Raw genomic sequence first — 23,778 nt, 5'->3', positions numbered from 1 at the left:
TCGGGCAGTGGGGCGGGCGATATTGGGGAGGGCTATTGCCGGAATTGCGAGGGACTTTGCCCGGTCCAGCGCCGGAACGCCTTGCGAAAGCTGTTGGTATCCCGAAAGCCTGAACGCAGCGCGATCGCATCGATATTGAGCGCCTTGTTCCCGAGCAGTTCGATCGCGATCTGTTTTTGGGTTTCTTCCTTGATCGCGTGGATCGAGATCGCCTCGTCAGCAAGGCGGCGGCGCAGCGTGCTCGTGCTGTAGCCGGTGAGGCGTGCGAGTTCGTCGAGCGATGGCAGGCGACGATCGCGCGAAAGCGACATGATGTAGAGCGAGCGAACGCGATCGGGCAGCGCCAGCGTATCGGGCGTGGCGGACAGGAAATCGAACGGGAAATCGACGAGCAGGCCCTCGAGTTCGTCGGGCGTCCGCACGATCGGCATGTCGAGCAGATAGGCGGGGAAGGTGATCCGGTGGACCGGATGATCGAAGCTGAGTTCGCCTGCGAAAAAATCCGACACTGCCTCGTCGGCGTAGCGGCCGTCATAGGCCAGGCCAACGCGAAAGATGAACTCGCCAATGCCGAGCAGCCAGCCATAGAGGCGACAGAACATCGACATCCCGGCGAGATCGGAGAGGAAGGAACTGAAGTTCTTCCGGCGGCGCATAGTATCGATCAATACAGTCGCGGTGGTGCCGTTCACCTCCAGCGACACGGTGGAGATACGGTCATGCCGGGTGCCGAAGAACATCGTCTGGCGTTCGATCACATGGCAAAAGGTGCGGCTGGTGATGACGCAGTGGCACATCAGCCGGAATTCGTCCGGGTGCATCTGCGGCTTGCGATCGAGCCGGCTGGAATGCCAGCCGATCGTGACGATGGATTCGCGGTAAAGGGCGATCAGTTGGCTGCGGGAGAGCTGGGAAAACCGGCCCGTTTCGATGTCGTTCGGGCTGTAGGGAATGCCCGCCTTGCGCAATATCTCGACAGGCTCGCCGCCAACGCGCGCGACCTTCTGCAGCAGGTTGAGAACATCCTCCGGCGATACGGCGGTGATACGCGGCATATTGTTTTCCCTTCCGCCTGCCTTCGCTTGAACCGATGGATAAGATAGCATGGCTATTTGAACATGAAACCATGTCTATGTGTGGCACCGGGTGATTAGACCTTGTGCATCTGGCACATGAGGATAGCCCGCAAAGATGGGCTGCCCAATTTAGGTAGGGATGCTTGATGACTGAGAGGACTGCCGCTCCGGTTTCCACCTGGACGCCGCCGCCGCGACCGGAATGGCTGGCGCGATTTTTGGAAGAGACCGCTGCCTGGAAACACAATATTGTCGCGCCGCTCGACGCCGCCGAACTGATCGCCACCGCGCAGCGCAATACCGGGCTATCGGACTTTGGCGACGATGACTGGCGTGAGCCGTTCGAAATCCTGATCCGCTCGATCAACGAAGAGGCGGAACTGCATTTCTTCGGTCGGCTGTGGACGCGGCAGGAAATGCTGCTGTTCCTCGAGAACCGGTTGCGGATCGAGGAATGCTATCGCCAGCATCCCGAGATCGAGGATGAAGTGATTGACCGTCCCGTTTTCGTAACGGGCCTGCCGCGATCGGGCACCTCGATCCTGTTCGAGCTGCTGGCGCAGGACAAGCAGTTCCTGGCGCCCGCGAACTGGGAGTTCGTGCTGCCCTGTCCGCCGCCCGAAGCCGCAACCTATCGCAACGATCCGCGTGTGCCGCGCGCGCACGAACTGATCACGCAGATGGGGCGGGTCGCCCCCGCCTATCAGGCGATGCATGAAATGGGGGCCTGGATCCCGAACGAATGCGGCGTGGCATTCCCGCTCAGCTTCCGGTCGCAGCATCTGGCGGCATCGTTTCAGGTGCCGAGTTACGTCAATTGGCTGTTCGCGGCGGACCAGAAGCCGGCCTATGCCTATTACCGGCGCCTGTTGAAGCTGTTGCAGTGGAAGAACCCACGCGATCACTGGTTGCTAAAGGCACCCGAGCATCAGAGTTTCCTGCCGACGCTGTTCGAGGTGTTTCCCGACGCGCGCGTAATCGTGACGCACCGTGATCCGGTGAAGGCGCAAGGGTCGGTGACCAATCTGCTCGGCACGATCTACCACATGCGCAGCGACAAGGCGTTCGACGCGCAGGCGTTCGAGGAATTGCTGACGCCCGAGGGCACGGCCGCGCGGCTGGAACAGATGATCGATTGGCTCGAAGGCGGGGTGATCCCGGCGGACCAGATCACGCATTCGCATTATGCGGCGCTTGTGGATTCTCCGCTCGAGGCACTTGAGGCCCTGTATGCGCGGATCGGCTTTCCGTTCACCGAACAGGCACGGTCTGCGGTCGAGAATTATTTGGCGCACAAGCCCAAGGGCAAGTTCGGCGCACACAAATATGCGGTGGCCGAAGACGATCAGACGCGGCGAATTTTTCAAAGATATCAAGAATATTTTAACGTGACTAGCGAGGGGTAAGCAGATGGATCTGGGTCTGAAGGGCAAAACCGTCGTCGTCACCGGCGGCAGCGGCGGGATCGGCCATGGGCTGGTGATCGAATTCGCCCGTGAAGGGGCGAACGTGATCTCCGCATCGCGCGATCTGGCGACCGGCGAAAAGCTGGCGGCGCGTGCGAAGGAACTGGGCTGTGCCGGCACCGTGCTGCCGGTGGCGACCGACGTCACCGATCGTGCCAGTGTCGATGCGATGGTGGCCATTGCGCATGAGCGCTTCGGGTTGATCGACGTGTTGGTCAACAATGCCGGCGGCGTGAAGAGCAACTACGCGTTCGAGGATCTGGACGACGAGACCCGGCGCTGGGAAATCGCGCTCAATATTGACGGCGTGGTGAACGCGACTCTGGCGGTGGCGCCCGACATGGTGTCGCGCGGGACAGGCAGCGTCATCAATATCTCCTCCAACTCGTCGCTGCTGGGCGAGGCGGCGCAGAGCATCGTCCATTACGGCGCGGTGAAGGGCTTTGTGAACAGCCTGACCAAGACGCTGGCCTATGAATGGGGGCCCAAGGGCATCCGCGTGAACACGATCGCGCCGGGCTGGATCGTTCCGCACAATAATGAGGACATCGCGTCGGGCAGCTTCTGGCACCGTCTCGACATGGGCACGCCCGAGGGGATGCAACAGTCGATGGAGGACGGCACGCTGTTTAACATGAGCTCGATGCCGATCAAGCGGCTGGGGCGCCCCGAAGATATCGCCAATCTTGCCATGTTCCTGGCATCCGATTGCTCGGGCTATATCACCGGCCAGCTGATTTCGGTCAGCGGCGGCGTGTACATGCCGTGAGGCTGGCGGACCGCATCTGCGTCGTCACGGGCAGCGGTGGCGAGGGCGGCATCGGCGCCGCGATCGCCGCCCGCTTCGTGGCCGAGGGCGCAACCGTCTTCGTGGCGGACATCGATCTTGCCAAGGCTGAGAATGTTGCAGCCGCCTTGGGCGACCGCGCGATTGCCTGGCAATGCGACGTGACCTCCGCCGAGGCGGTCGAGGCGCTGATCGCTGAGCCGGTCAACCGCTTCGGTCGGATCGATGTGCTCGTCAACAATGTCGGATTCACGTTGCCGGGGCGGCTCGCCGAACTGAGCGATGAAAGCTGGCACCGGGTGATCGCGGGCAACCTGACCTCCACTTTTTACGGCATCCGGGCGGCGCTGCGCCCGATGCGCGCCCAGAAGTCAGGGACGATCATCAATATCTCGTCATCGGCGGGCATTGGCGGTGCGCCGGGGCTTGGCGTTTACGGCGCCGCCAAGGCGGGGGTGATCAGCCTGACGCAAACCGCTGCGGTCGAGAATTTCAAGGCGGGCGTGCGCGTCAACGCGATCCTGCCCAATGCGGCGACCAAGCCGCTGCTGGCATGGTTCGACGCGACCGATGATGGCCGTGAGACACGCGCGAAGATCGAAAGCTATGCGCGGTGCGGATCGCCCGATGAGATCGCGGCGGCGGCACTTTTCCTCGCCTCCGAAGACAGCAGCTACGTCAACGGCGCCGTGCTGCCGGTGGACGGCGGGCTTTCGGCGCGTGTCGGCTGCATCGACGCCAAGATCGACTGAAATGCCGGGCGCCGTCCCCGTGGCGGCACCCCATAATATTCTGAAGGAAACGAAACATGACTGCTGACCATGACATCGTGCTTCGCAATGCCTGGAACACATTTTGCGATGAGCTGAAGCAGGCCGGCGAAGCGGCATTCCGCGAAACCGCCGCGAGCAACCCGGTGGACCGCGCCGCCGGGATCCGGGCGCTGTCGCGCAACATCGCGCTCGCGCTGGCCTTCGAGATGGAGAACAAGGATCCGCTCCACCCCGAACTGATGCACTATTTCGATCCGATGCGGAAACAGGGCGGCGACAATACCGACGCGCTCTATGTCGGCGCGCCGATCAACGGCACCGATACCTACCGTGTGTCGGGCAATCGCGGCACCGCCCGTTATTTCAGCGTCACCGTGGTCGAGCGCGGTGAGACGCCCTGGGGCGGCGCGGTTCCCTCGGTGTTGTTCGCCGATGATCTCGACGTCGATGCAGACGGCAATTTCGAGCTTTGGGTGAGCCCCGAGCCGCAACCCGGCAAAAACTGGATCAGGTCGACGCCCGACACTTTCCGCCTCACCTTCCGCCAGTTCTTTGCGGACTGGGAAGGCGAAAAGCCGATGGAAGCGCGCATCGACCTGATGACCGGCGACGGCACGCCGCCGCAGCTGGCGCCCGAAACGCTGGTGGAAGGGCTGGCCGCAGCGTCGCACTGGCTGAAATGGTCGATCACCTATTGGGCGGACATGATCGACAAGTGGAAGGTGCAGCCCAACAAGTTCCTGTCCTACCGCCAGCTCGATGACAACAAGATCGACGCGACGCCGGGTGGCGAGCCACTGATTTCCTATTGGAAGCTGCCCGAGGACGAGGCGCTGATCATCCGCGTCCGCCCGCCCGAGGCACAATATTGGGCGGTTGAGTTCGGCAATTACTGGTGGGAGACGATGGATTATCGCTACCGCATGTCGAACACCAACTGCCATTATGCCGCGATCGAGGATGATGGCGAGCTGATCGTTGTCGTCTCGCACAAGGATCCGGGCGTGCCCAACTGGCTCGATCCGTCGGGGCATAGCGAGGGGTATATCACCTATCGCTGGATGATCGCCGATCATTATCCGGTGCCGCAGTGCGAGCAGGTGAAGCTGGCCGAGCTGTTCGATCATCTGCCGCAGGACATCAAGCGCATCGATGCGCCCGCGCGCCGCGAACAGCTTGACCGCCGCCGTCGCGGGATTGTTCAGCGCTTCAAATGGTGACCGGGCAAACCGCCCAAGATTGAGAGTTTACCATGGGAACGGGCAACCGTTCCCATGGCCGTTATGGGAGCAAGACGTGCCAAATTTGTTCGACCCCGCCATGCTGGGGAATATCGCGCTGTCCAATCGCGTCGTCATGGCGCCGATGACGCGCAGCCGGGCGGGGGAAGGCGATGTGCCGACCGACCTGCATGTCGCCTATTATCGCCAGCGTGCATCGGCCGGGCTGATCATCACCGAGGGCACGCAGCCCAGTGCGAACGGCAAGGGATATTGCCGCACCCCCGGCATCCATGACGCAGCCCAGATCGAAGCGTGGAAGAGCGTGACCGACGCCGTGCACGGCGCGGGCGGGCGGATCGTGATGCAGATCATGCATGTGGGCCGTGTCGCCAGTCAGCTGAACAAGGCGGAAGGCACCGAGAGCGTCGCGCCGTCGGCCATCCGCGCGGCGGGGCAGATCTTCACCGAGCAGGGGATGGTTGACCTTGATGAGCCCCGCGCGCTCGATATCGCGGAAATTCCGGGCGTGATCGCTGAGTTTGCCGAAGCGACGCGCAATGCGCTGGCCGCCGGATGCGACGGCGTGGAACTGCACTGCACCAGCGGCTATCTGCCCGCGCAGTTCTTGTCGTCCAATTCGAACCAGCGGATCGACGCTTATGGCGGCAGCGCCCAGAACCGTATCCGCTTCGTCGTCGAGGCGCTCACGGCAATGGCGGCGGTGGCGGGCCCCGGTCGGGTGGGTTTCCGTATCTGCCCCGGCAATCCGTTCAACGATATTCACGATGCCGATCCGGTGGAAACCTACGGCGCGCTGCTCGAGGCCGTGGCGCCGATGGGGCTGGCCTATCTGCACCTGATCGACGTGCCCAATCCGCAGCTGGATAGCCTGGCATTGGTGCGCGAACGCTGGACGGGAAATCTGATCCTGAACCGCGACGAGATGCCGGCCGAGGTGGCGCAAGAGCTGGTGGAAACCGGCGGGGCGACGGCCATTTCCTTTGGCCGACGCTTCATCGCCAATCCCGATTTTGTTGAGCGGCTGCAAAGCGGCGCAGCGCTGAACGCGATCGATTTCAACACGCTCTACACGCCGGGGGCCGAGGGATTTACCGATTATCCTGCACTGGCCTGAACCGGGCTGGCCGGCATCATTTGAAGGGGTGACGCCGGCCGTCTCCTGATTAGCCCTTTGTCGCTTCCATCGCATGGCCCGCCTGGCGCCAGGCAGCGACGCCGCCATCGAGCGCGGTGGCGCGCATATAGCCAAGCTCGCGCAACGTGGCGGCGGCGAGCGTCGAAATCTTGCCGAGTTCGCAGCAGGTGACGATGCGGATCGTCGGATCGGGAAGCTCGGTGTTCACACGAAGTTCCATCTGACCGCGCGGCAGATGGCGGGCGGTAGCGATATGGCCCGCATCATAGGCGTCCTTTTCGCGCAGATCGATGACGATGAGATCGCCGCTGTTACTGCCCAACCGCGTGCTGAGTTCGGCCATAGACATGAAGGGCACCTTTGCGGCGGCTTCGGAGAGCAGTTGGGCGACCGTCTTGCCGCCGCTCATATTGGTGCGCAGCGCCTCGGTAAGATGGGTGGGGGCGGCGAGATCGAGATCGCGCATCATCGCCACAAAGGCATCGCGTTCGGCCATCTGGAGGCGCGGGTTGGCGGCGATTTCCTCGGCGATGGTCGAATGATCGCGCCCCTTATAATCGTGCGCGGGATAGACGCGCAGATCACCGGAAAGCCGGAGGAGCTTGTCGAACAGGCTTTCGTGCAATTGGTGCGGATCGCCGGTGGGAAGATCGGTGCGTCCGGTGCCGCCGATCAGCAGCGTATCGCCGGTAAAGACGCGGTCTTCCATGACGAGGCACATCGAATCGCGCGTGTGCCCCGGCGTATGCATGGCGGTGAGCTTGAGGCTGCCCGCGATCAACATGTCGCCGTCGTCGAGCCGCATATCGGCATAGGGCGCCGCGCTCAGCCGGTGCATCACGACATGCGCGCCGAAGATCTGGCCAAGCTGGCGGCTGGCGGAGAAATGATCGGCATGGGTGTGCGTATCGACGACGTAACGCACCGTCAGCCCGTGCTGGAGCACATGGCCGCGATAATGATCGATCAGGCTAAGCTCCGGATCGATCAGCACCGCGGCGCACGAGCTTTCGCAGCCTAGCAGATATGAGCGGCAGCCGCCGGCGGTGAAGCTTTCGAACAACATGGTCAGTGCGGCTGCGGCACGATGCGCAGATAGGGGCGGGGGGCGTTCCATCCGTCCGGATAAAGGCCCTTTGCTTCTTCGTCCGAAACCGAGCCGGCGATGATCACATCTTCCCCGCGTTGCCAGTTCACCGGCGTCGCGACGCGGTGTTTGGCGGTGAGTTGGATCGAATCGAGCACGCGGAGGATCTCGTCGAAATTGCGGCCCGTGGTCATCGGATAGCTCATCATCAGCTTGATCCGCTTGTCCGGCCCGATGATGAAGACGGTGCGGACGGTGGCATTATCCGCCGCGGTGCGCCCATCGGACCCGCCGTCAATTTCCTCGGGCAGCATGTTGTAGAGCTTGGAAACCTTGAGGTCGGTATCGCCGATCATCGGGAAATTGGGCGCCGTGCCTTGCGTCTCGGCGATATCCTCTGCCCATTTCGCATGGTTGGTGACGGGATCGACGCTGAGCCCGATGATCCTGGTGTTGCGCTTGTCGAATTCGGGCTTGAGCCTGGCCATATAGCCGAGTTCGGTGGTGCAGACCGGCGTAAAATCCTTGGGATGGGAAAAGAGGATTGCCCAGCCATTGCCGATCCAGTCGTGGAAATCGATCGGGCCCTCGGTGGTTTCGGCGGTGAAATTCGGCGCCTCGGAATTGATGCGAAGTGACATCTCCGTCCGTCCTTTCCCTGATCCCCGGCGGCCGATGCTATCCGCGTTGCGGCGGGTTGAACAGATGCGCGGCGGGGGTGGTCAGAGGGGGTATCGGCCCGGCGCGATGGCGGGCGAAGGGCGCATCAAAGGCGACATGCGGTGCGCGTGGGTGTCGCGCTTGTGCGCACACGTAAAAAACCCCGCCGAAGCGGGGTCGAGTTTAGCTCCGCAGGCTCCGAAGGAGCTGCAAGTAATAGGTAATATGGAATATAAACTTCTACAAGCGTATAAATTTAACAAAATATTTACGCGAAATGCAATTTTCCGTCAATTTTCGCACGGCGCACCAAAAGGCGATATGCTGACAGCCTCTTGAACGGCGAAAGGCTGGAGATGATTGCAACCCGTCACCTAATCATCACCGGCCGGGTACAGGGCGTGGGATACCGCGCCTGGGCGGCGCACGCGGCGCGCGACATGGGGCTGGACGGCTGGGTGCGCAATCGCGCCGATGGCAGCGTGGAGGCGGTGATTTCCGGCGACGCGGCGAAGGTGCGGGCGTTTCTGAACGCCTGCCATAACGGGCCGGCGCTGGCCCGGGTCGACGAAATCGCGATTTCGGACCGGGCGGAGGTGCCCGAAGCGGGGTTCGTGACCCGGCCGACGGGCTGATCCGCCCCGGCGCGGTGGCCGGGGCGGATGAAGCGGATCAGGCGGCGTTCACAGCCTTGGCGACGGCGGACTGGCCGATGCCGTTCGCGGCGCTCATCACCGCGCGGACCGAGGCGGTTGCCACATCGGCATCGACGCCGACACCGTAGACCGTGCGGCCATCGGGCGTCTTGCATTCGACATAGGCCGCAGCCTGCGCATCGGTGCCGTGACCGATGGCGTGTTCGCTGTAATCGGCGACTTCGAGTTCGATGCCGCATTCGTCGCGCAGCGCGGCGAGCACCGACGAAATCAGGCCGTTGCCGCGCCCGCTGATCGAGCGGACTTCGCCGTCGAGGCGGACCTTGCCGATAAAGGTGCGGTTTGCGCCGCCCGACGCGCCGGGGGCGTGCGATTCCTGATATTCGACGAGGCCGAAGGGATGTTCGCCGTCGAGCGCATAGACGCTGCGGAAGGTTTCCCAGATATCCGCCGAGTTCAGTTCGCGGCTGGTTTCATCGGCCAGCGCCTGCACATGGCGGCTGAAATCGGCCTGCATGCGCTTGGGCAGCTTCAGCCCCTTGTCCTGTTCGATCACCCAGGCGACGCCGCCCTTGCCCGATTGCGAATTGACGCGGATCACGGCTTCGTAGCTGCGGCCCAGATCGGCGGGGTCGATCGGCAGATAGGGGACTTCCCAATATTCATCGTTGCGCGCTTCCTGCGCGGCAAAGCCCTTCTTGATCGCGTCCTGGTGCGAACCCGAAAAGGCGGTGAACACCAGATCGCCGGCATAGGGATGGCGCGGATGGACGGGGATGTTGTTGCAATATTCGACCGTGCGGATCACGTCGTCGATATCCGAGAAGTCCAGTTCGGGATCGACGCCCTGCGTGTACAGGTTGAGTGCGACGGTCACCAGATCGCAGTTGCCGGTGCGTTCGCCATTGCCGAACAGGCAGCCTTCGACGCGGTCGCCGCCCGCCATCAGGCCCAGTTCGGCCGCCGCCACGCCGGTGCCGCGATCGTTATGCGGGTGCAGCGAGATAACCACCGAATCGCGGTTGGGGATGTTGCGGCAGAACCATTCGATCTGGTCTGCATAGATATTGGGCGTCGCGGCCTCGACCGTGGCGGGCAGGTTGAGGATCAGCGGCTTTTCCGGCGTCGGGCGCAGGATATCCATCACCGCCTCGCACACCTCTACCGAGAAATCGAGTTCGGCGGTCGAGAAGGTTTCGGGCGAATATTCGAAATGCCAGTCGGTGTTCGGCTGCTTGGCGGCTTCGTCGCGCAGGATCTTGGCACCGCGGATCGCGATGTCCTTCACCTCGGCGCGGTCCATGTTGAACACGATCTTGCGCCATGCGGGCGAGACGGCGTTGTACAGGTGGACGATCGCCTGCTTCGCGCCCTTCAGGCTTTCGAAGCTCTTTTCGATCAGGTCCTGGCGCGACTGGGTGAGCACCTGGACGAAGACGTCGTCGGGGATGCGGCCCGACTGGACCAGCCCGCTGATGAAATCGAATTCGGTTGCGCCCGCCGAGGGAAAGCCGACCTCGATCTCCTTGCAGCCGACCTTGACCAGCAGGTCGAAGAAGCGCTGCTTCTTTTCGCTGTCCATCGGATCGATGAGCGCCTGGTTGCCGTCGCGCATGTCGGTCGACAGCCAGCGCGGCGCCTTGGTGATCGTGCGGCTGGGCCATTGGCGATCGGCAATGTCGATCTGGGGGAAGGCACGGTATTTTACGGAAGGATCACGCAGCATTGTCTTCTCTCGGCTTCAGATTCGCGCGGGCAGATCGCACTGCCGCGGCTCTATTTCGTTCCCTGATTTCGTCTGGCCCTTAGGCGGTGCCTCGGCTGGCCGGATAACGGCCGCACGGGATCGTCGCGCCTAAGGGCGCGTAAGTCGAAGAAGGAGAAGGGCGCGGTGCGCGTTCATGGCAAGCCCAATGCCGGGAAATGAGTCGAATGTCCAGCAAAAACCCCTGTCGCTTTCACGACAGGGGGGCATCGGTGGCTGATTATTTCTCGAACGCGGCGACGATTTTGAGCTTTACCGTGTCGGACACCATGGGTAGCCCGTAATTGATGCCGAAGTCGCTGCGGCGGATGGTTGCCTCGGCTTCGAAGCCGACATTTTCCTTGCCACCCATTTGCGCGGGCATCTTGCCGGCGCCGTAGAAATCGGCGTCGAGCGTGACCGGCTTGGTGACGCCGTTGAGCGTCAGGTTGCCCGCGATCTTGGCTTCGTCGCCATCGTCATCGACCCTGACCGAGGTCGAGACGAAGCGCGCGTCGGCGGGGGCATCGCCAAAGAAGTCCTTGGTCAGCAGATGCTTGGTGAGCCCGGTGCTGGCGGTCGTGACCTTGGCGACGGGGATCGTCACGTCGACCTTGGCGGCGGCGGGGTTCTTCGGATCGAGCACCAGCGTGCCGGTGACGTCGCCGAAAATGCCGAAATAGGGGGTGAAGCCGAGATGATCGACCGTCCACTGGACGAGCGTGTGGCCGGGATCGACCTTATAGGTGCCGCCGGTGATGCGCGAGGCATCCCTGGCGCCCGGCGCGGTCATGGGCGCGTTCTGCTGCGCGATGACGGGAAGGGCGACCGCCGCGGTGGCGGCAAGGGCGATGGCGATGATGCTGCGGCGCATTGAGAGACTCCGATTGGGGGAGCGGGGAAAGTGGAACCGACTGTCCCGGCTGTCAAATATCAAGAGATCCCCGGATGGCACCGTAAATGCGATCAAGATCGGCATCGTCGGTGCAATAGGGCGGCATCACATAGATGGTGTTGCCGAGCGGGCGGAGCAGCACGCCGTGTTCGCGGTAATAGGCCATGAGCCGCGGCGCGAGGCCTGAGAGATAGCCGCCATCGGGTACATGCACGTCCATCGCGGCGATGGTGCCCATGCGGCGGACATTGCGCAGGCGTGGGTGATCGGCGAGCGTATCGAGCCGCGCCTGTTGCGCGGCGCCGAGCGCGACGACGCGGTCCAGCACGGGTTCGTCGCGCCAGATTTCGAGATTGGCGTTGGCGGCGGCGCAGGCGATCGGGTTCGCGGTGTAGGAACTGCTGTGATAGAAAGTGCGCGCGCGATCGGTGCTGTAATGCGCATCGAAGATCGCTTCGGAGGCGAGCGTGACCGCCAGCGGAATGGCGCCCCCGGTCAGCCCCTTGGACAGACACATGATGTCGGGAACGATATCCGCCTGATCGCAGGCAAAGCGCGTGCCCGTGCGGCCCCAGCCGGTCATCACCTCATCGGCGATGAAGAGCACGCCGTGCGCCGCACAGATGCGGCGCATTTCGGCGAGCACGGCGGGGGTGTAGAAGAACATGCCACCCGCGCCGAGGATCAGCGGTTCGACGATGAAGGCGGCGGGCTTTTCGCGGCAGGCGGCCTCGAGCGCGTCGAGCGTTTCCTGTTCGCGCCCGGCGGCGGGATAGGGGATGGTGCCTACATCGAAGAGCAGCGGCTCATAGGGTTTGTTGAACACTCCGCGCGCGCCGACCGACATCGCGCCGATGGTATCACCATGATAGCTGTGTTCCATCACGAGGATGCGCTCGCGCGGTTCGCCGATATGCGCCCAGTAGCCAAGCGCCATTTTGAGCGCGACCTCGACGCTCGTCGATCCGCTGTCAGAGAAGAACGCGTGCGAGAGCGGCGCGGGGGTCATGGCGACCAGCGCGGCGGCGAGCTTTTCGGCGGGTTCGTGCGTCCAGCCCGCGAAGATCAGCTGATCGAGCTTTTCGGTCTGCGCGCGGATTGCGGCCATGATGCGGGGATGGCAATGGCCATGGGTGACCACCCACCAGGAAGAGATCGCGTCGATCCAGCGCTGGCCGTCCGCGCTGTAGATCGCGGCGCCCTCGGCGCGGTCGATCAGGGGAACGGGTTCGCCCAGGCCGTGCTGGGTGAAGGGGTGCCAGACGGGCGAACGGGTCATTGGAAATCCTTGATATCGAAGCCGGCGTCGAAGGCAGCGATCAGGCTGTCGCGATCGAGCCGGGAAAGGCGGTCGAGGCGGCCGAGACGGCGGACGCCCGAAATTTCGGGGATAACGGCCTCGCTGTCGGGCATGGCGTCGCCGATAAAGGTAATGCCGTGGATCGGAACGCCACGGCTGCGGAGCGACTCGATCGTCATCAGCGTGTGGCTGATCGTGCCGAGGCCGGTGCGCGCGCAGATGATCACCGGCAGCTGCCAGCGCGCGAAGAGATCGGCGAAGAGCACCGTGCGCGTGACGGGGACGAGCGCGCCGCCCGCGCCCTCGATCACCAGCGGGCCTTTGCAGACCGGCGGGGTGATGGCGGCGGGATCGATCTCGACCCCGTCAATCTCGGCCGAGAGGTGCGGCGAGGCGGGGGTGACGAGGCGGTAATGCTCGGGAAAGATGCGCGGATGGCCGGTATCGTTGAGCCCCGTCAGTTGCGCGATGCGTTCGCTGTCGGTGCCGCCTTCGAGCCCGGACTGGACGGGCTTCCAGTAGCTGGCGCCGAGCGCTGCGGTGAGAGCCGCGGAAAAGACGGTCTTGCCGATATCGGTATCGGTACCGGTGACGACGAAATGGGTCATGCGGGGATATTTTCCACGGCGTCTTCGAGCGCATCGACGAGCGCGTCGACATCGCTCTGACCAATATTGAGCGTGATCGAAAGCCGCAGGCGCGCGGTGCCCGGCGCCACCGTGGGCGGGCGGATGCCGCGCACGTCGAAGCCCGCCTGCTGAAGCCGGGCGGCGATCGCCATGGTGCGGCCATTGTCGCCGATCACGACGGGAATGACCTGCGTGCCCGTGCGCGGCACGCCGAGCCGGTTATGAAGCTCGCCGCCGGCATGGTCGGCCAGCGCGCGCAGCGCGGTCGCGCGCGCCGGATCGCTGGACACCAGCCCGATCGCGCGGCGGACCATATAGGCCATGAGCGGCGAGGGCGCGGTCGAGAAGATGAAGGGGCGCGCGCGGTTGACGAGAAAGTCGATGAGCACGCGCGGCGCGCAGAGCAGCGCCCCCTCGCACCCCAGCGCCTTGCCGCAGGTGTGGAGCGTGATGACGTTGGGGAGCCCGGCGACGGTGGCAGAAAGCCCGCGCCCCTGTTCGCCGAAAACGCCGGTGGCGTGCGCCTCGTCGACGATCAGGAAGGCCTCGTGCCGCTGGGCGAGGGCGGCCAGTTCGGTGACGGGGGCAGTGTCGCCGTCCATCGAATAAAGGCTTTCGACCGCGATCCAGACGCGGCCCGTTCCGCCGGCGCGGCGCCATGCGGCAATGGCGTCGTCAAAGGCGGTGACGTCATTATGCGCGGCGGCGACGCGTTCGGCGCGGCCGAGCTTCATGCCGTCATGCGCGCTGGCATGGATAAGCGCGTCGTGGACGACGAGATCCCCGCGCTGGGGCAGCGTGGCGAAGAGCGCGGCATTGGCGGCAAAGCCGGTGGAGAGGAAAAGCGCGGCCTCGGTGCCGTAATGGCGGGCGGCGGCGTATTCGAGCGCTTCATGCTCGGCGTGGTTTCCGCGCAGCAGGCGCGATCCGCCGGAACCGGCCGGGATGCCCTGGGCGATGCCCTCGACAAGCGCGTCGCGCAGCGCGGGCGACTGGGCGAGGCCGAGATAGTCGTTGGAGGCGAAATCGAGCCCCTGACGCGGGGCGAGGCTGCGAAGCCGGTTCTCTGCGGCGAGCGCATCGAGCTGGCTTTGAAAAGCGTGGAACAGAGAAATCGGTCTTACTCCTGAGGTGCGCCGCCCATAGCGTTTTTGGGCGGCACCACCAACAGGCCAAGCACGGGGCCGTGCCCGGCTGGCCTGAAAACCAGCCGGGCGAAGCGCTTAGTTCTTTTCCTTGTCGACCAGCTTGTTCGCGCCGATCCAGGGCATCATGGCGCGCAGCTTGGCGCCGGTTTCCTCGATCGGGTGACGCTTGGCCGCGATACGGCTGGCCTTGAGTTCGGGCTGGCCGGCGCGGTTATCGAGCACGAAGTCCTTCACGAAGCGGCCCGATTGGATATCTTCCAGAACGCGCTTCATTTCCTTCTTCGTTTCTTCGGTGATGATGCGCGGACCGGTCTTGATGTCGCCATATTCGGCGGTGTTCGAGATCGAATAGCGCATGTTGGCGATGCCGCCTTCATACATCAGGTCGACGATCAGCTTCAGCTCATGAAGGCATTCGAAATAGGCCATTTCCGGTGCGTAACCGGCTTCGACCAGCGTTTCGAAACCGGCCTGGACCAGCGCGCTGGCGCCGCCGCAGAGCACGGCCTGCTCACCGAACAGATCGGTTTCGCATTCTTCGCGGAAGTTGGTTTCGATGATGCCCGAACGGCCGCCGCCGACGCCGGCTGCATAGGAAAGCGCGATGTCGTGCGCGTTGCCCGAAGCGTCCTGATGGATCGCGATGAGGCAGGGCACGCCGCCGCCCTTCACATATTCGCCGCGCACGGTGTGGCCGGGGCCCTTGGGCGCGATCATGATGACGTCGATGTCGGCGGGTGCTTCGATCAGGCCGAAATGGATGTTGAGGCCATGAGCAAAGGCAAGTGCGGCACCGGGGCGCAGATTGCCCTTGATGTCGTTTTCATAGATCGCGGCCTGATGCTCGTCGGGCGCCAGGATCATGATGATGTCGGCCCACTTGGCGGCTTCTGCGTTCGGCAGAACCTTGAAGCCGGCACCTTCGGCCTTCTTGGCCGATGCCGAACCGGGGCGCAGCGCGATGGCGACTTCCGCCACGCCGCTGTCGCGCAGGTTCTGGGCATGGGCGTGGCCCTGGCTGCCATAACCGAGAATCGCGATCTTCTTCGACTTGATCAGGCCCAGATCGGCATCGCGATCATAATAAACACGCATAGTATCAGTCCTTTGTCTTAAAGAGTTCAGGCGGCTTGGCTGCCACGGGAAATGGCGACGATGCCGGTACGGGCGACCTCGACCAAACCAACCTCGCGCATGAGGGAAATGAAGGTGTCGATCTTGTCCGACCCTCCGGTCACTTCGAAAACGAAGCTCGACGTGGTCGCGTCGATGACGCGCGCACGGTAAACATCGGCGAGGCGCAGCGCCTCGATCCGGTGATCGCCCTTGCCGGCGACCTTCACCAGCGCAAGCTCGCGCTCGACATGCTGCCCGAGTGCGGTGAGATCGACCACTTTGTGGACGGGCACGAGGCGATCGAGCTGCGCGATAATCTGTTCGATCATCGGCGCCGACGCGCTCGTCACGATGGTGATGCGGCTGATCAGATCGTCTTCGCTGATGTCGGTGACGGTCAGGCTTTCGATATTGTAGCCGCGCGCGGTGAACAGCCCTGCGATGCGGGCCAGAACGCCCGCTTCGTTGTCAACGATGACGGCGAGCGTATGACGCTCTTGCGCTTCTTGCTTCATGTGCATGGATAAATTCCGTTCTCAGACCAGCGCTTTGGCTTCGTCGTCCATTTCGCCCGAAACCTCGTCGGACGGCAGGATCATGTCGGTATGGGCCGCACCCGAGGGGATCATCGGGAAGCAGTTGGCGAGCTTGGCCACGCGGCAGTCGACGAGCACCGGTCCGGGCGTGTCGATCATCTTCTGGATGCCGGCGTCGAGTTCGTCGAGGCTTTCGATGCGGATACCCGTCCAGCCATAAGCCTCGGCCAGCTTCACGAAATCAGGCAGCGCATCCGAATAGCTTTCGGAATAGCGGCTCTGATAGGTGAGCTGCTGCCACTGGCGAACCATGCCCATATATTCGTTGTTGAGGATGAAAATCTTCACCGGCAGGCGATATTGCGTCGCCGTCGCCAGTTCCTGGATGTTCATCTGGATCGAGGCTTCGCCCGCAATGTCGATCACCAGCGTGTTGGGGTTGCCGAGCTGCGCGCCGATCGCGGCGGGCAGACCGTAGCCCATCGTGCCGAGCCCACCCGAGGTCAGCCACTTATTGGGCTGTTCGAAGTGGAAATGCTGGGCCGCCCACATCTGGTGCTGGCCCACCTCGGTGGTGATGACCGGGCTTTTCGCCTTGGTCGCTTCCCACAGGCGGCGGATCGCTTCCTGCGGCATGATCTCGCTATCCGATGCCGGATAGGAGAGGCTGTTCTTGGCGCGCCATTCGGCGATCTGCGCCCACCAGCCCGACAGGTCGTTCTTCTGGTGCTGGCGCGACTTCCAGACGCGGACCATGTCTTCCATCGCGCGGCCAACATCGGCGAGGATGGGCAGATCGACATGGACGGTCTTGTTCATCGAAGACCGGTCGATATCGACATGGATCTTCTTCGAATGCGGCGCGAAGGCATCGAGGCGGCCGGTGACGCGGTCGTCGAAGCGCGAACCGAGCGCGATGATGAGATCGGCCTTGTTCATCGCCAGATTGGCTTCATAGGTGCCGTGCATGCCGAGCATGCCCAGCCACTGGTCCGACGAGGCCGGGAAAGCGCCGAGGCCCATCAGCGTCGAGGTGACCGGCGCGCCGGTGATCCGCGCCAGTTCGCGCAGGATCTGGCTGGCCGCTGGGCCCGCATTGATGATGCCGCCGCCGGTGTAGAAGATCGGGCGCTCGGCCGCGGCCAGCATGTCGACCGCGGTTTCGATGAGCGTCTGATCGGCCTTGATCTGCGGACGATAGGTCTTGTGCTGGATCACGCCGGGCTTGCGATATTTCGCGCTGGCGACCTGAACGTCCTTCGGAATATCGACGACGACCGGGCCGGGGCGGCCCGAGGTGGCGATATGGAAGGCTTCGTGGATCGTGTCGCCGAGGCGCGCGGGATCCTTCACCAGATAGTTATGCTTCGAACAGTGGCGCGTGATGCCGACGGTGTCGGCTTCCTGGAACGCGTCCGAGCCGATGAGGCCGGTGGGCACCTGGCCGGTGATGACGACCATCGGGATCGAATCCATCAGCGCGTCGGTGATGCCGGTGACGGCATTGGTGGCACCGGGGCCCGAGGTGACGAGCACGACGCCGGGCTTGCCGGTCGAACGCGCATAGCCTTCGGCCGCATGGGTGGCTGCCTGTTCGTGGCGGACGAGGATGTGCTTGATGCGCTTCTGCTTGAAGAGCGCATCATAGATGGGAAGTACAGCGCCGCCCGGATAGCCGAATACGACCTCGACCCCGAGATCGATCAGGGCCTCGACCAATATGTCCGCGCCGGACTTTTCCGCCGTCATCTTATCCTCCGAAAAATTGCACAGACCCCAGCCAAACACCGGGATTGGCGGCCAGGGCAAGTTGGGCTGGCTAGGGATAATAAACTAAACTGTCAACACCTCGTCTCGCAATTTAATTGCTAATCGGTCAATTTCAGAATCATCTAATTTCTCATTTGAGACAGGCCATGTCGCGGGGGGCTGGCGCGAAAACCAGGTATATTGCCGCTTTCCATATTGTCGGGTGGCGATGGTGCCCAGTTCGAGCATCGCCGCGCGCGAAATCTCACCCCGAAGCCAGCCGCTTATCTCGGGCACGCCGATCGCGCGCATCACCGGGAGCGCGGGATCGAGCTCGCGTTCGAGAAGGCGCTCCACCTCGTCCACCGCGCCGCCCGCCACCATGACGCCAAAGCGGCGCTCGATCCGCTCGAACAGCCAGTCGCGCGGGGGGAGGAGGATGAGCGGGACGAGATCGATCGCGTTCTGAATGCCGCCCACGCGCTGCGCTTGCCAGTCGGCGAGCGTGCGTCCGGTGCCGCGTGCAACCTCAAGCGCGCGGGCAACGCGCGTGGTATCGGCGGGGTTCAGCCGTTCGGCGGCGGCGGGATCGTGCTGCTGCAAAAGGTGGTGCGCCTCGGCAACGGGAAGCGCGCGGATCTCGGCGCGTAGCGCTTCGTCGATTTCGGGCACGGGGGCGATCCCGTCGAGCAGCGTGCGCATATAAAGGCCGGTGCCGCCGACGAGGATCGGGAGACGTTCGTCGCGCGCGGCAAGGGCAAGGGCCTGCTTCGCATCCTCGGCCCAGCGCGCGGCCGAACAGGCGGTTTCACCGTCGATATAGCCGAAGAGATGGTGCGGCACACCGCCCTTTTCATCTTCGGATGGCCTTGCCGAAAGAACCTGCAAATCACTGTAAACCTGTGCGGAATCCGAGTTTATGACAAGGGATGGGAGGTGCTGTCCCAGCCGGACGGCCAAAGCCGACTTGCCGCTTGCCGTCGGCCCCGCAATAAGCACGACCTTCTGACGTTTAGGGGTATGAGTCTTGTTCATCGCGACCATCATAGCAGCCGATCAAATGACGCAGGGCGATATGTCAACCTTCTTCGCCCGCCTGAAGGATGCCGGCTGCGCGCCCGGCGAGGCGCGCTGGATCGATGAGGGCAAGGCCGCGGACATTCCCTTTACCAGCGATCCCGCGGCGGCGCAGGCCGCGCTGGAACGCGCGATCGAGGGCATCGACGTCATCGTCCAGGCCGAGGCGGGGCGCGAGAAGACGCTGCTGATTTCGGACATGGACTCGACGATGATCACGATCGAGTGCATCGACGAACTCGCCGATTATGCTGGGTTGAAGGCCGAGATTTCGGACGTGACCGAACGCGCGATGCGCGGCGAACTGGATTTCGAGGAAGCGCTCGACGCGCGCGTGGCGCTGCTGAAAGGGTTGCCGGTCTCGACGCTTGATACCTGCCGCACCGAACGCGTGAAGATCATGCCGGGGGCGGTCGAGCTTGTCCGCACGATGCGCGCCCGCGGTGCGCGCACCATCCTCGTCTCGGGCGGCTTCACCGTCTTTGCCGATGCGGTGGCGCAGGAGATCGGCTTCGAACGCGCGGTTTCGAACGTGCTGGGGATTGGTGGCGATGTGCTCGACGGCACCGTGGCGCGCCCGATCGTCGGCGCGCTGACCAAGCAGAATGTGCTGAAGGAAGAGCTTGCGGCGCTTGGTCTCGATGCGGCGGCGAGCATGGCGGTGGGCGACGGTGCCAACGATATCCCGATGATCGAGGCGGCCGGGCTGGGCGTTGCCTATCATGCCAAGGAAAAGGCAGCGGCTGCGGCCGATGCGCGCATCATCTACGGCGATCTGAGCGCGCTGCTTTATGCGCAGGGCATTGCGCGCAAGGATTGGGTGATCGCCTGATTCGAGCGGTCAGGGCTTGAGGGGCAGGCACTGCGCCTGTCCCCAGCGCCGCAACCGCGCACATTCGCGCTGGGCATCGGCCGCCGAGGCATATGGCCCGATCTGGACGCGGGTGAGCCCGCTGGTCTTCACGAAATGAACAGCGGGCGCATCGGCGCCGAATTTGGGGCGCAGCGTTTTCCAGAGCGCGCTCGCGCGATCGGCCTCGGAAAAGGCGCCGAGCTGGATGCGCCATGCCCCGCCGCTGGCATGGTTCGGTCGCGGGGTGACCGGACGCGGTGGAGCAGGCGCGATGACCGGTGACCGGTCGGCAAGGGCGACGGGCTTTGGCTCGGTTGGCAGCGGAGCGGGTGGCGTGGCCGGTGCAGGCATCGTTGGCAGGCGCGGCGCGGCATAGCTGGCGCCCGGCGCGTCGTGACTGGGCGCGGGCGCATCCGACACCGCAATGGCGGCCTGCCGGACGAGCAGCGCGGCCTTTCGGCGATCATCGACCGGGATGAACTGATCCATCTGCGTCAGCGTATAGCCCGCCTGTTCGAGCCCGGACGCGGCGGAGCGGAGCATCAGCGCATAGGCGCGAACCCAGTCGCGCGCCGCGACATCGCCGTTGAAGAGGATCGTGCCGAGCAGATATTCGGCACGCGAATCGCCGCGCCCGGCCGATTTTTCGAGCAGTGGCAGCGCCTCGGCGGGCTTGCCGTTTTCAAACAGGACGAGGCCAAGCTCGTCCTCGGCACGGGGCAGGCCCTGACCGGCGGCCTTGCGATACCAGTTTTCGGCGGAGACCAGATCGGAGCCGCGCCCGGCGGCGCGCGCCTTGTAGAATTCACCCAGATCGAACTGCGCATCGGCGTCGCCGCCATCGGCGCGCAGGAGAAGCTCGGGGGATGGAGGCATGGCGTCGACCTGCGCCAGGGCGGGGGGCGTTGCCGCCAGCATCAGCCCGGCAAAAAACCAGCCAGATTTTTTCATCATCGCCCCCGAAACATTGGCGCCCGCATCGCCCAAGCAATCATAATAGCGCGGTTTGGCGTCGGTTTTACAGTGGCTTGGCGTCAAAAATGCGCATTAACCGGATTTTTAAGCTGATGCCGGACATTGTTGCTCCAGGACTTGAGATGCGTGGGGGGAATAATGCGCGTACTGGCTTTGGCATCACAAAAGGGTGGATCGGGCAAAACGACCTTGTCGGGGCATCTTGCCGTGCAGGCGCAGCGATCGGGCGCCGGCCCCGTTGTCCTTATCGATATCGATCCGCAGGGCTCGCTTTCCGATTGGTGGAACGAGCGCGAGGCCGATTTTCCGGCCTATGCGCAGACCACCGTGGCGCGGCTGGCATCCGACCTTGAAGTGTTGCGCCAGCAGGGCTTTCGCCTGGCGGTGATCGACACGCCGCCCGCCATCACCATGGCGATCCAGAGCGTGATTTCGGTGGCCGAGCTGATCGTCATCCCGACGCGGCCGAGCCCGCACGACCTGCGCGCCGTGGGGGCGACGGTCGATCTGTGCGAACGATCGGGCAAGCCACTGATCTTTGTCGTCAACGCCGCCACGCCCAAGGCGAGGATCACCTATGAGGCCGCGGTTGCGTTGTCGCAGCACGGCACGGTCGCGCCGGTGACGCTGCACCACCGTACCGATTTCGCCGCCTCGATGATCGATGGCCGCACGGTGATGGAGGTCGATCCCAAGGGGCGTTCGGCGCAGGAAGTGACCGAACTCTGGGGCTATATCTCGGACCGCCTCGAAAAGAATTTCCGCCGTACCGTGTTCAGCGCGCCCCAGATGGGGATTGCCGTTGCCGCACGGCCCGTTGGTGGCTTCGGCCGCCGGGTGATCGGCCAGTAAGGAGTATCGCACCATGCTTTCAGGCGAACTGAAACCCATCGCATCGCTGTCCTCGGGGCTGCTCGCCCGCAAAGGCCAGGCCAAGCCCGCCATGCGCCCGCAGGGGTTTAGCGGTTTTGGCAGCTTTGCGCTGCAGGAAGATCTGGGCTGGAACGACATGGGCGTCGATGCCGACGCGCTGGGAGGCGCCGCGCATGGCCCCACCGTGTCGATGCCGGCGATCCCGAACGTGTTGCTGGAACGCCGCGTGCTCGCACGCGAACTGGATGCCGAGCACGAAGCCATTGCGGCGCGTGCCGCCGCCCCGGCCCCGACCCCGGCCGAAGAGCCCGCCGCCGTCGCGACAGACGCGGGCGAGGAGGAACCCGAACCCGAAAGCACGCTGGTGGCCCCGGTGCTGACCACGGGCAGCAAGCGCGCCGCGCGTGCCAAGGCGCCCGCTGAAGCCCTGCCGCTGCCGACGATCGCGATTTCCCGGCTGCAGAAAGCGGCGGCGACCCGCAAGGGCAAGGCGGCGTTTACGCTGCGTCTGGACCCGGAACGCCATTTGAAGCTCAGGCTGGCTTGCGCGATCTCGCGCGATTCGGCACAGTCGATCGTTACGCAGGCGTTGGATAGTTTTCTCGAGAATATACCTGATCTCGAAGGGCTTGTCAGACATGTGCCTGAACGAAATTGAACAGACGGCAAAAGCCGAAGGCGGGGCGACGATGAAACATGCTGTGCTGAAACTGGCGGCCTCGGCGCTGGTGATCGGTCTTGCGGCCACGGGCGGCAATCCGATCGACCTGCGCTCTGGCGCAGCCGTGGCGGCCAATCCGGTGATCGCCGAAGAACGCGCCGAGGCGGCGCGCGCGGCGCTCAACGCGCAGGATTATGGCCGCGCGGTCGAGGCAGCCGAGGACGCTGTCGGCGCGGCACCCGAGCGTGCGGATTACCGCGCGCTTCTGGGCCAAGCCTATCTGCGCGCCGGGCGGCTGAATTCGGCCGAGACGGCCTTCACCGATACGCTGACGCTGGATCCTGACAATGCACGCGCCCGATTGAACCTCGCGCTTGTCGAGATTGCGCTGGGCAAGGCGGAAGGCGCGCTCAACACGCTTCAGACCGCCGACGATGCGATCTCTGCCGGGGACAAGGGGCTTGCGCTTGCGCTTGCCGGCGACGCGGATGGGGGGATTGCGCTGCTGCAAAGTGCGGCGCGTGCCGAGGGTGCGACGAGCCGGACGCGGCAAAATCTGGCGCTGGCCTATGCGATTGCCGGCAAGTGGCGCGAAGCGCGCGCGATCGCGGCGCAGGACGTCCATGCCGATGCGCTTGATCGGCGGATGGCCGAATGGGCCCGCTTCACCGATCCGTCGAACAAGGGCTCGCAAGTGCCTGTTATACTGGGTGTTTCACCAGTTCGCGATGCCGGCCAGCCCGAGCGATTGGCGCTTGGTGGGCCGCGCGCGGCCGAACAGGACGTGCGTGTTGCCTCGGCGATTTCGATCGAGCTACCGACCCCGGCAGCGGAGGCGGAGGACGCTATGGCGACCGAAGCGGTCTCCGAACCGGTAACGCAGGTTGCGCTGGTAACGCCCGTTCGCAAGGTCACCTTCGCGCCGTACCGCGAGATTGTTCAGCCGCTGCCCGTGCAGGCCAGCCATGTGCGCAGCGCGGTGCAGGCGCCGGTGCGTGCACCGATGGCGATGCCCACGGGGGAGCGCGTTGCGGCGGGACGCTATGTCGTCCAGATCGGTGCCTATGGCAGTGAACAGCGTGCGGCAACGGCCTGGGCGGGCGCGATCCGGCGTTACGGTCAGCTCAGCAGCTATCGTCCGACCGCGAGCATGAGCGGTGCGCGCGGGCGGCTTTACCGCGTCGCGATTGGCGATTTCGGCGATCGCCGGAGCGCGGAGCAACTGTGTACCCGGATGCAAAATGCCGGTGAAAGCTGCTTTGTCCGCGCGGCGGCCAAGGAAATGCCCGTGCAATGGGCGCAAGGGGCGGGCGCGCGGCTGGCTTCCGCGCGCTGACA

General features: G+C 64.1%; 23 protein-coding genes. 10 read left to right on the top strand and 13 right to left on the bottom strand.

Annotated elements, in window-relative coordinates; translation table 11 throughout:
• Positions 1–32: 32 nt before the first annotated feature.
• Positions 33–1,055 carry an AraC family transcriptional regulator gene (locus QYC26_RS01365; protein ID WP_317513617.1) on the bottom strand — a complete coding sequence of 341 codons (1,023 nt, stop codon included), beginning with the start codon at positions 1,053–1,055 and terminating at the stop codon, positions 33–35.
• A gap of 167 nt (positions 1,056–1,222) precedes the next feature.
• Here QYC26_RS01365 and QYC26_RS01360 point away from each other — a divergent pair, with 167 nt between their 5' ends.
• From QYC26_RS01360 to QYC26_RS01340, 5 genes are all read left to right on the top strand, one after another.
• Positions 1,223–2,482, top strand: a complete 1,260-nt coding sequence (locus QYC26_RS01360; protein WP_317513616.1) for a sulfotransferase — start codon at positions 1,223–1,225, stop codon at positions 2,480–2,482.
• A 4-nt stretch (positions 2,483–2,486) separates the two neighbouring features.
• Entirely contained in the window at positions 2,487–3,311 is an 825-nt protein-coding gene (locus tag QYC26_RS01355) for an SDR family NAD(P)-dependent oxidoreductase (RefSeq protein ID WP_317513615.1), read from the top strand.
• Complete coding sequence (locus tag QYC26_RS01350; RefSeq protein ID WP_317513614.1) at positions 3,308–4,081, top strand: SDR family NAD(P)-dependent oxidoreductase; 774 nt, start codon at positions 3,308–3,310, stop codon at positions 4,079–4,081. The genes QYC26_RS01355 and QYC26_RS01350 overlap by 4 nt, the downstream gene beginning before the upstream one ends.
• Before the next feature lie 56 nt (positions 4,082–4,137).
• Positions 4,138–5,322 carry a DUF1214 domain-containing protein gene (locus QYC26_RS01345; RefSeq protein WP_317513613.1) on the top strand — a complete coding sequence of 395 codons (1,185 nt, stop codon included), beginning with the start codon at positions 4,138–4,140 and terminating at the stop codon, positions 5,320–5,322.
• 76 nt (positions 5,323–5,398) lie between these two features.
• A complete protein-coding gene (locus QYC26_RS01340; RefSeq protein ID WP_317513612.1) occupies positions 5,399–6,460 on the top strand; it encodes an alkene reductase in 1,062 nt (353 codons plus the stop codon).
• A gap of 49 nt (positions 6,461–6,509) precedes the next feature.
• Here the strand turns inward: QYC26_RS01340 and QYC26_RS01335 are convergent, their stop codons facing one another.
• A complete protein-coding gene (locus QYC26_RS01335; RefSeq protein ID WP_317513611.1) occupies positions 6,510–7,547 on the bottom strand; it encodes an MBL fold metallo-hydrolase in 1,038 nt (345 codons plus the stop codon).
• A gap of 2 nt (positions 7,548–7,549) precedes the next feature.
• The gene (locus QYC26_RS01330) at positions 7,550–8,209 is read right to left on the bottom strand and encodes a peroxiredoxin (protein ID WP_317513610.1); all 660 of its coding nucleotides are present in this window, start codon (positions 8,207–8,209) and stop codon (positions 7,550–7,552) included.
• A 375-nt stretch (positions 8,210–8,584) separates the two neighbouring features.
• Here QYC26_RS01330 and QYC26_RS01325 point away from each other — a divergent pair, with 375 nt between their 5' ends.
• On the top strand, positions 8,585–8,863 hold the full coding sequence (locus tag QYC26_RS01325) for an acylphosphatase (protein ID WP_317513609.1): 279 nt from the start codon (positions 8,585–8,587) through the stop codon (positions 8,861–8,863).
• Between the two features lie 37 nt (positions 8,864–8,900).
• Here the strand turns inward: QYC26_RS01325 and leuA are convergent, their stop codons facing one another.
• The 9 genes from leuA to miaA form a co-directional block, all read right to left on the bottom strand.
• The gene (gene leuA, locus QYC26_RS01320) at positions 8,901–10,610 is read right to left on the bottom strand and encodes a 2-isopropylmalate synthase (protein ID WP_317513608.1); all 1,710 of its coding nucleotides are present in this window, start codon (positions 10,608–10,610) and stop codon (positions 8,901–8,903) included.
• A gap of 259 nt (positions 10,611–10,869) precedes the next feature.
• Positions 10,870–11,502 carry a YceI family protein gene (locus tag QYC26_RS01315; protein WP_317513607.1) on the bottom strand — a complete coding sequence of 211 codons (633 nt, stop codon included), beginning with the start codon at positions 11,500–11,502 and terminating at the stop codon, positions 10,870–10,872.
• 52 nt (positions 11,503–11,554) lie between these two features.
• Positions 11,555–12,802 carry an adenosylmethionine--8-amino-7-oxononanoate transaminase gene (locus tag QYC26_RS01310; RefSeq protein ID WP_317513606.1) on the bottom strand — a complete coding sequence of 416 codons (1,248 nt, stop codon included), beginning with the start codon at positions 12,800–12,802 and terminating at the stop codon, positions 11,555–11,557.
• A complete protein-coding gene (gene bioD / locus QYC26_RS01305; protein ID WP_317513605.1) occupies positions 12,799–13,431 on the bottom strand; it encodes a dethiobiotin synthase in 633 nt (210 codons plus the stop codon). The genes QYC26_RS01310 and bioD overlap by 4 nt, the downstream gene beginning before the upstream one ends.
• Positions 13,428–14,567, bottom strand: coding sequence for an 8-amino-7-oxononanoate synthase (locus QYC26_RS01300; protein WP_411197639.1), 1,140 nt, complete (start codon positions 14,565–14,567; stop codon positions 13,428–13,430). The genes bioD and QYC26_RS01300 overlap by 4 nt, the downstream gene beginning before the upstream one ends.
• 108 nt (positions 14,568–14,675) lie before the next feature.
• The gene (ilvC, locus tag QYC26_RS01295) at positions 14,676–15,695 is read right to left on the bottom strand and encodes a ketol-acid reductoisomerase (RefSeq protein ID WP_317513604.1); all 1,020 of its coding nucleotides are present in this window, start codon (positions 15,693–15,695) and stop codon (positions 14,676–14,678) included.
• A gap of 26 nt (positions 15,696–15,721) precedes the next feature.
• A complete protein-coding gene (gene ilvN, locus QYC26_RS01290) occupies positions 15,722–16,237 on the bottom strand; it encodes an acetolactate synthase small subunit (RefSeq protein WP_317513603.1) in 516 nt (171 codons plus the stop codon).
• 15 nt (positions 16,238–16,252) lie between these two features.
• Entirely contained in the window at positions 16,253–18,001 is a 1,749-nt protein-coding gene (locus QYC26_RS01285; RefSeq protein WP_317513602.1) for an acetolactate synthase 3 large subunit, read from the bottom strand.
• A gap of 84 nt (positions 18,002–18,085) precedes the next feature.
• The gene (gene miaA, locus QYC26_RS01280) at positions 18,086–19,036 is read right to left on the bottom strand and encodes a tRNA (adenosine(37)-N6)-dimethylallyltransferase MiaA (protein ID WP_317513601.1); all 951 of its coding nucleotides are present in this window, start codon (positions 19,034–19,036) and stop codon (positions 18,086–18,088) included.
• Between miaA and serB the strand changes: the two genes are divergently transcribed.
• Positions 19,029–19,910, top strand: a complete 882-nt coding sequence (gene serB / locus QYC26_RS01275) for a phosphoserine phosphatase SerB (RefSeq protein WP_317513600.1) — start codon at positions 19,029–19,031, stop codon at positions 19,908–19,910. The genes miaA and serB overlap by 8 nt on opposite strands.
• Positions 19,911–19,919: 9 nt before the next feature.
• Here the strand turns inward: serB and QYC26_RS01270 are convergent, their stop codons facing one another.
• A complete protein-coding gene (locus tag QYC26_RS01270) occupies positions 19,920–20,885 on the bottom strand; it encodes an SPOR domain-containing protein (protein ID WP_317513599.1) in 966 nt (321 codons plus the stop codon).
• Positions 20,886–21,044: 159 nt separating this feature from the next.
• Here QYC26_RS01270 and QYC26_RS01265 point away from each other — a divergent pair, with 159 nt between their 5' ends.
• From QYC26_RS01265 to QYC26_RS01255, 3 genes are read left to right on the top strand one after another with little or no spacing between them, the layout of a single operon-like run.
• A complete protein-coding gene (locus tag QYC26_RS01265) occupies positions 21,045–21,758 on the top strand; it encodes a ParA family protein (RefSeq protein ID WP_317513598.1) in 714 nt (237 codons plus the stop codon).
• A gap of 13 nt (positions 21,759–21,771) precedes the next feature.
• Entirely contained in the window at positions 21,772–22,437 is a 666-nt protein-coding gene (locus QYC26_RS01260) for a hypothetical protein (RefSeq protein ID WP_317513597.1), read from the top strand.
• A gap of 31 nt (positions 22,438–22,468) precedes the next feature.
• The gene (locus QYC26_RS01255; RefSeq protein ID WP_317513596.1) at positions 22,469–23,776 is read left to right on the top strand and encodes a tetratricopeptide repeat protein; all 1,308 of its coding nucleotides are present in this window, start codon (positions 22,469–22,471) and stop codon (positions 23,774–23,776) included.
• Positions 23,777–23,778 lie beyond the last annotated feature (2 nt).

The organism is Sphingomonas sp. C3-2 (genome assembly GCF_033025475.1).
In the GTDB taxonomy this organism is placed as follows: Bacteria; Pseudomonadota; Alphaproteobacteria; order Sphingomonadales; family Sphingomonadaceae; genus Sphingobium_A.
The sequence above is the reverse complement of the archived record's forward strand: the minus strand, read 5'-3'. Positions and strand labels throughout refer to the sequence as shown.

Excerpts from the sequence above, each read along its gene's own strand:
- QYC26_RS01365 (WP_317513617.1), bottom strand. The coding sequence starts at position 1,055 with ATGCCGCGTATCACCGCCGTATCGCCGGAGGATGTTCTCAACCTGCTG.
- QYC26_RS01360 (WP_317513616.1), top strand. The coding sequence starts at position 1,223 with ATGACTGAGAGGACTGCCGCTCCGGTTTCCACCTGGACGCCGCCGCCG.
- QYC26_RS01355 (WP_317513615.1), top strand. The coding sequence starts at position 2,487 with ATGGATCTGGGTCTGAAGGGCAAAACCGTCGTCGTCACCGGCGGCAGC.
- QYC26_RS01345 (WP_317513613.1), top strand. The coding sequence starts at position 4,138 with ATGACTGCTGACCATGACATCGTGCTTCGCAATGCCTGGAACACATTT.
- QYC26_RS01335 (WP_317513611.1), bottom strand. The coding sequence starts at position 7,547 with ATGTTGTTCGAAAGCTTCACCGCCGGCGGCTGCCGCTCATATCTGCTA.
- QYC26_RS01330 (WP_317513610.1), bottom strand. The coding sequence starts at position 8,209 with ATGTCACTTCGCATCAATTCCGAGGCGCCGAATTTCACCGCCGAAACC.
- QYC26_RS01325 (WP_317513609.1), top strand. The coding sequence starts at position 8,585 with ATGATTGCAACCCGTCACCTAATCATCACCGGCCGGGTACAGGGCGTG.
- leuA (WP_317513608.1), bottom strand. The coding sequence starts at position 10,610 with ATGCTGCGTGATCCTTCCGTAAAATACCGTGCCTTCCCCCAGATCGAC.
- QYC26_RS01315 (WP_317513607.1), bottom strand. The coding sequence starts at position 11,502 with ATGCGCCGCAGCATCATCGCCATCGCCCTTGCCGCCACCGCGGCGGTC.
- QYC26_RS01310 (WP_317513606.1), bottom strand. The coding sequence starts at position 12,802 with ATGACCCGTTCGCCCGTCTGGCACCCCTTCACCCAGCACGGCCTGGGC.
- bioD (WP_317513605.1), bottom strand. The coding sequence starts at position 13,431 with ATGACCCATTTCGTCGTCACCGGTACCGATACCGATATCGGCAAGACC.
- ilvC (WP_317513604.1), bottom strand. The coding sequence starts at position 15,695 with ATGCGTGTTTATTATGATCGCGATGCCGATCTGGGCCTGATCAAGTCG.
- ilvN (WP_317513603.1), bottom strand. The coding sequence starts at position 16,237 with ATGCACATGAAGCAAGAAGCGCAAGAGCGTCATACGCTCGCCGTCATC.
- QYC26_RS01285 (WP_317513602.1), bottom strand. The coding sequence starts at position 18,001 with ATGACGGCGGAAAAGTCCGGCGCGGACATATTGGTCGAGGCCCTGATC.
- miaA (WP_317513601.1), bottom strand. The coding sequence starts at position 19,036 with ATGAACAAGACTCATACCCCTAAACGTCAGAAGGTCGTGCTTATTGCG.
- QYC26_RS01270 (WP_317513599.1), bottom strand. The coding sequence starts at position 20,885 with ATGATGAAAAAATCTGGCTGGTTTTTTGCCGGGCTGATGCTGGCGGCA.
- QYC26_RS01265 (WP_317513598.1), top strand. The coding sequence starts at position 21,045 with ATGCGCGTACTGGCTTTGGCATCACAAAAGGGTGGATCGGGCAAAACG.
- QYC26_RS01260 (WP_317513597.1), top strand. The coding sequence starts at position 21,772 with ATGCTTTCAGGCGAACTGAAACCCATCGCATCGCTGTCCTCGGGGCTG.
- QYC26_RS01255 (WP_317513596.1), top strand. The coding sequence starts at position 22,469 with ATGAAACATGCTGTGCTGAAACTGGCGGCCTCGGCGCTGGTGATCGGT.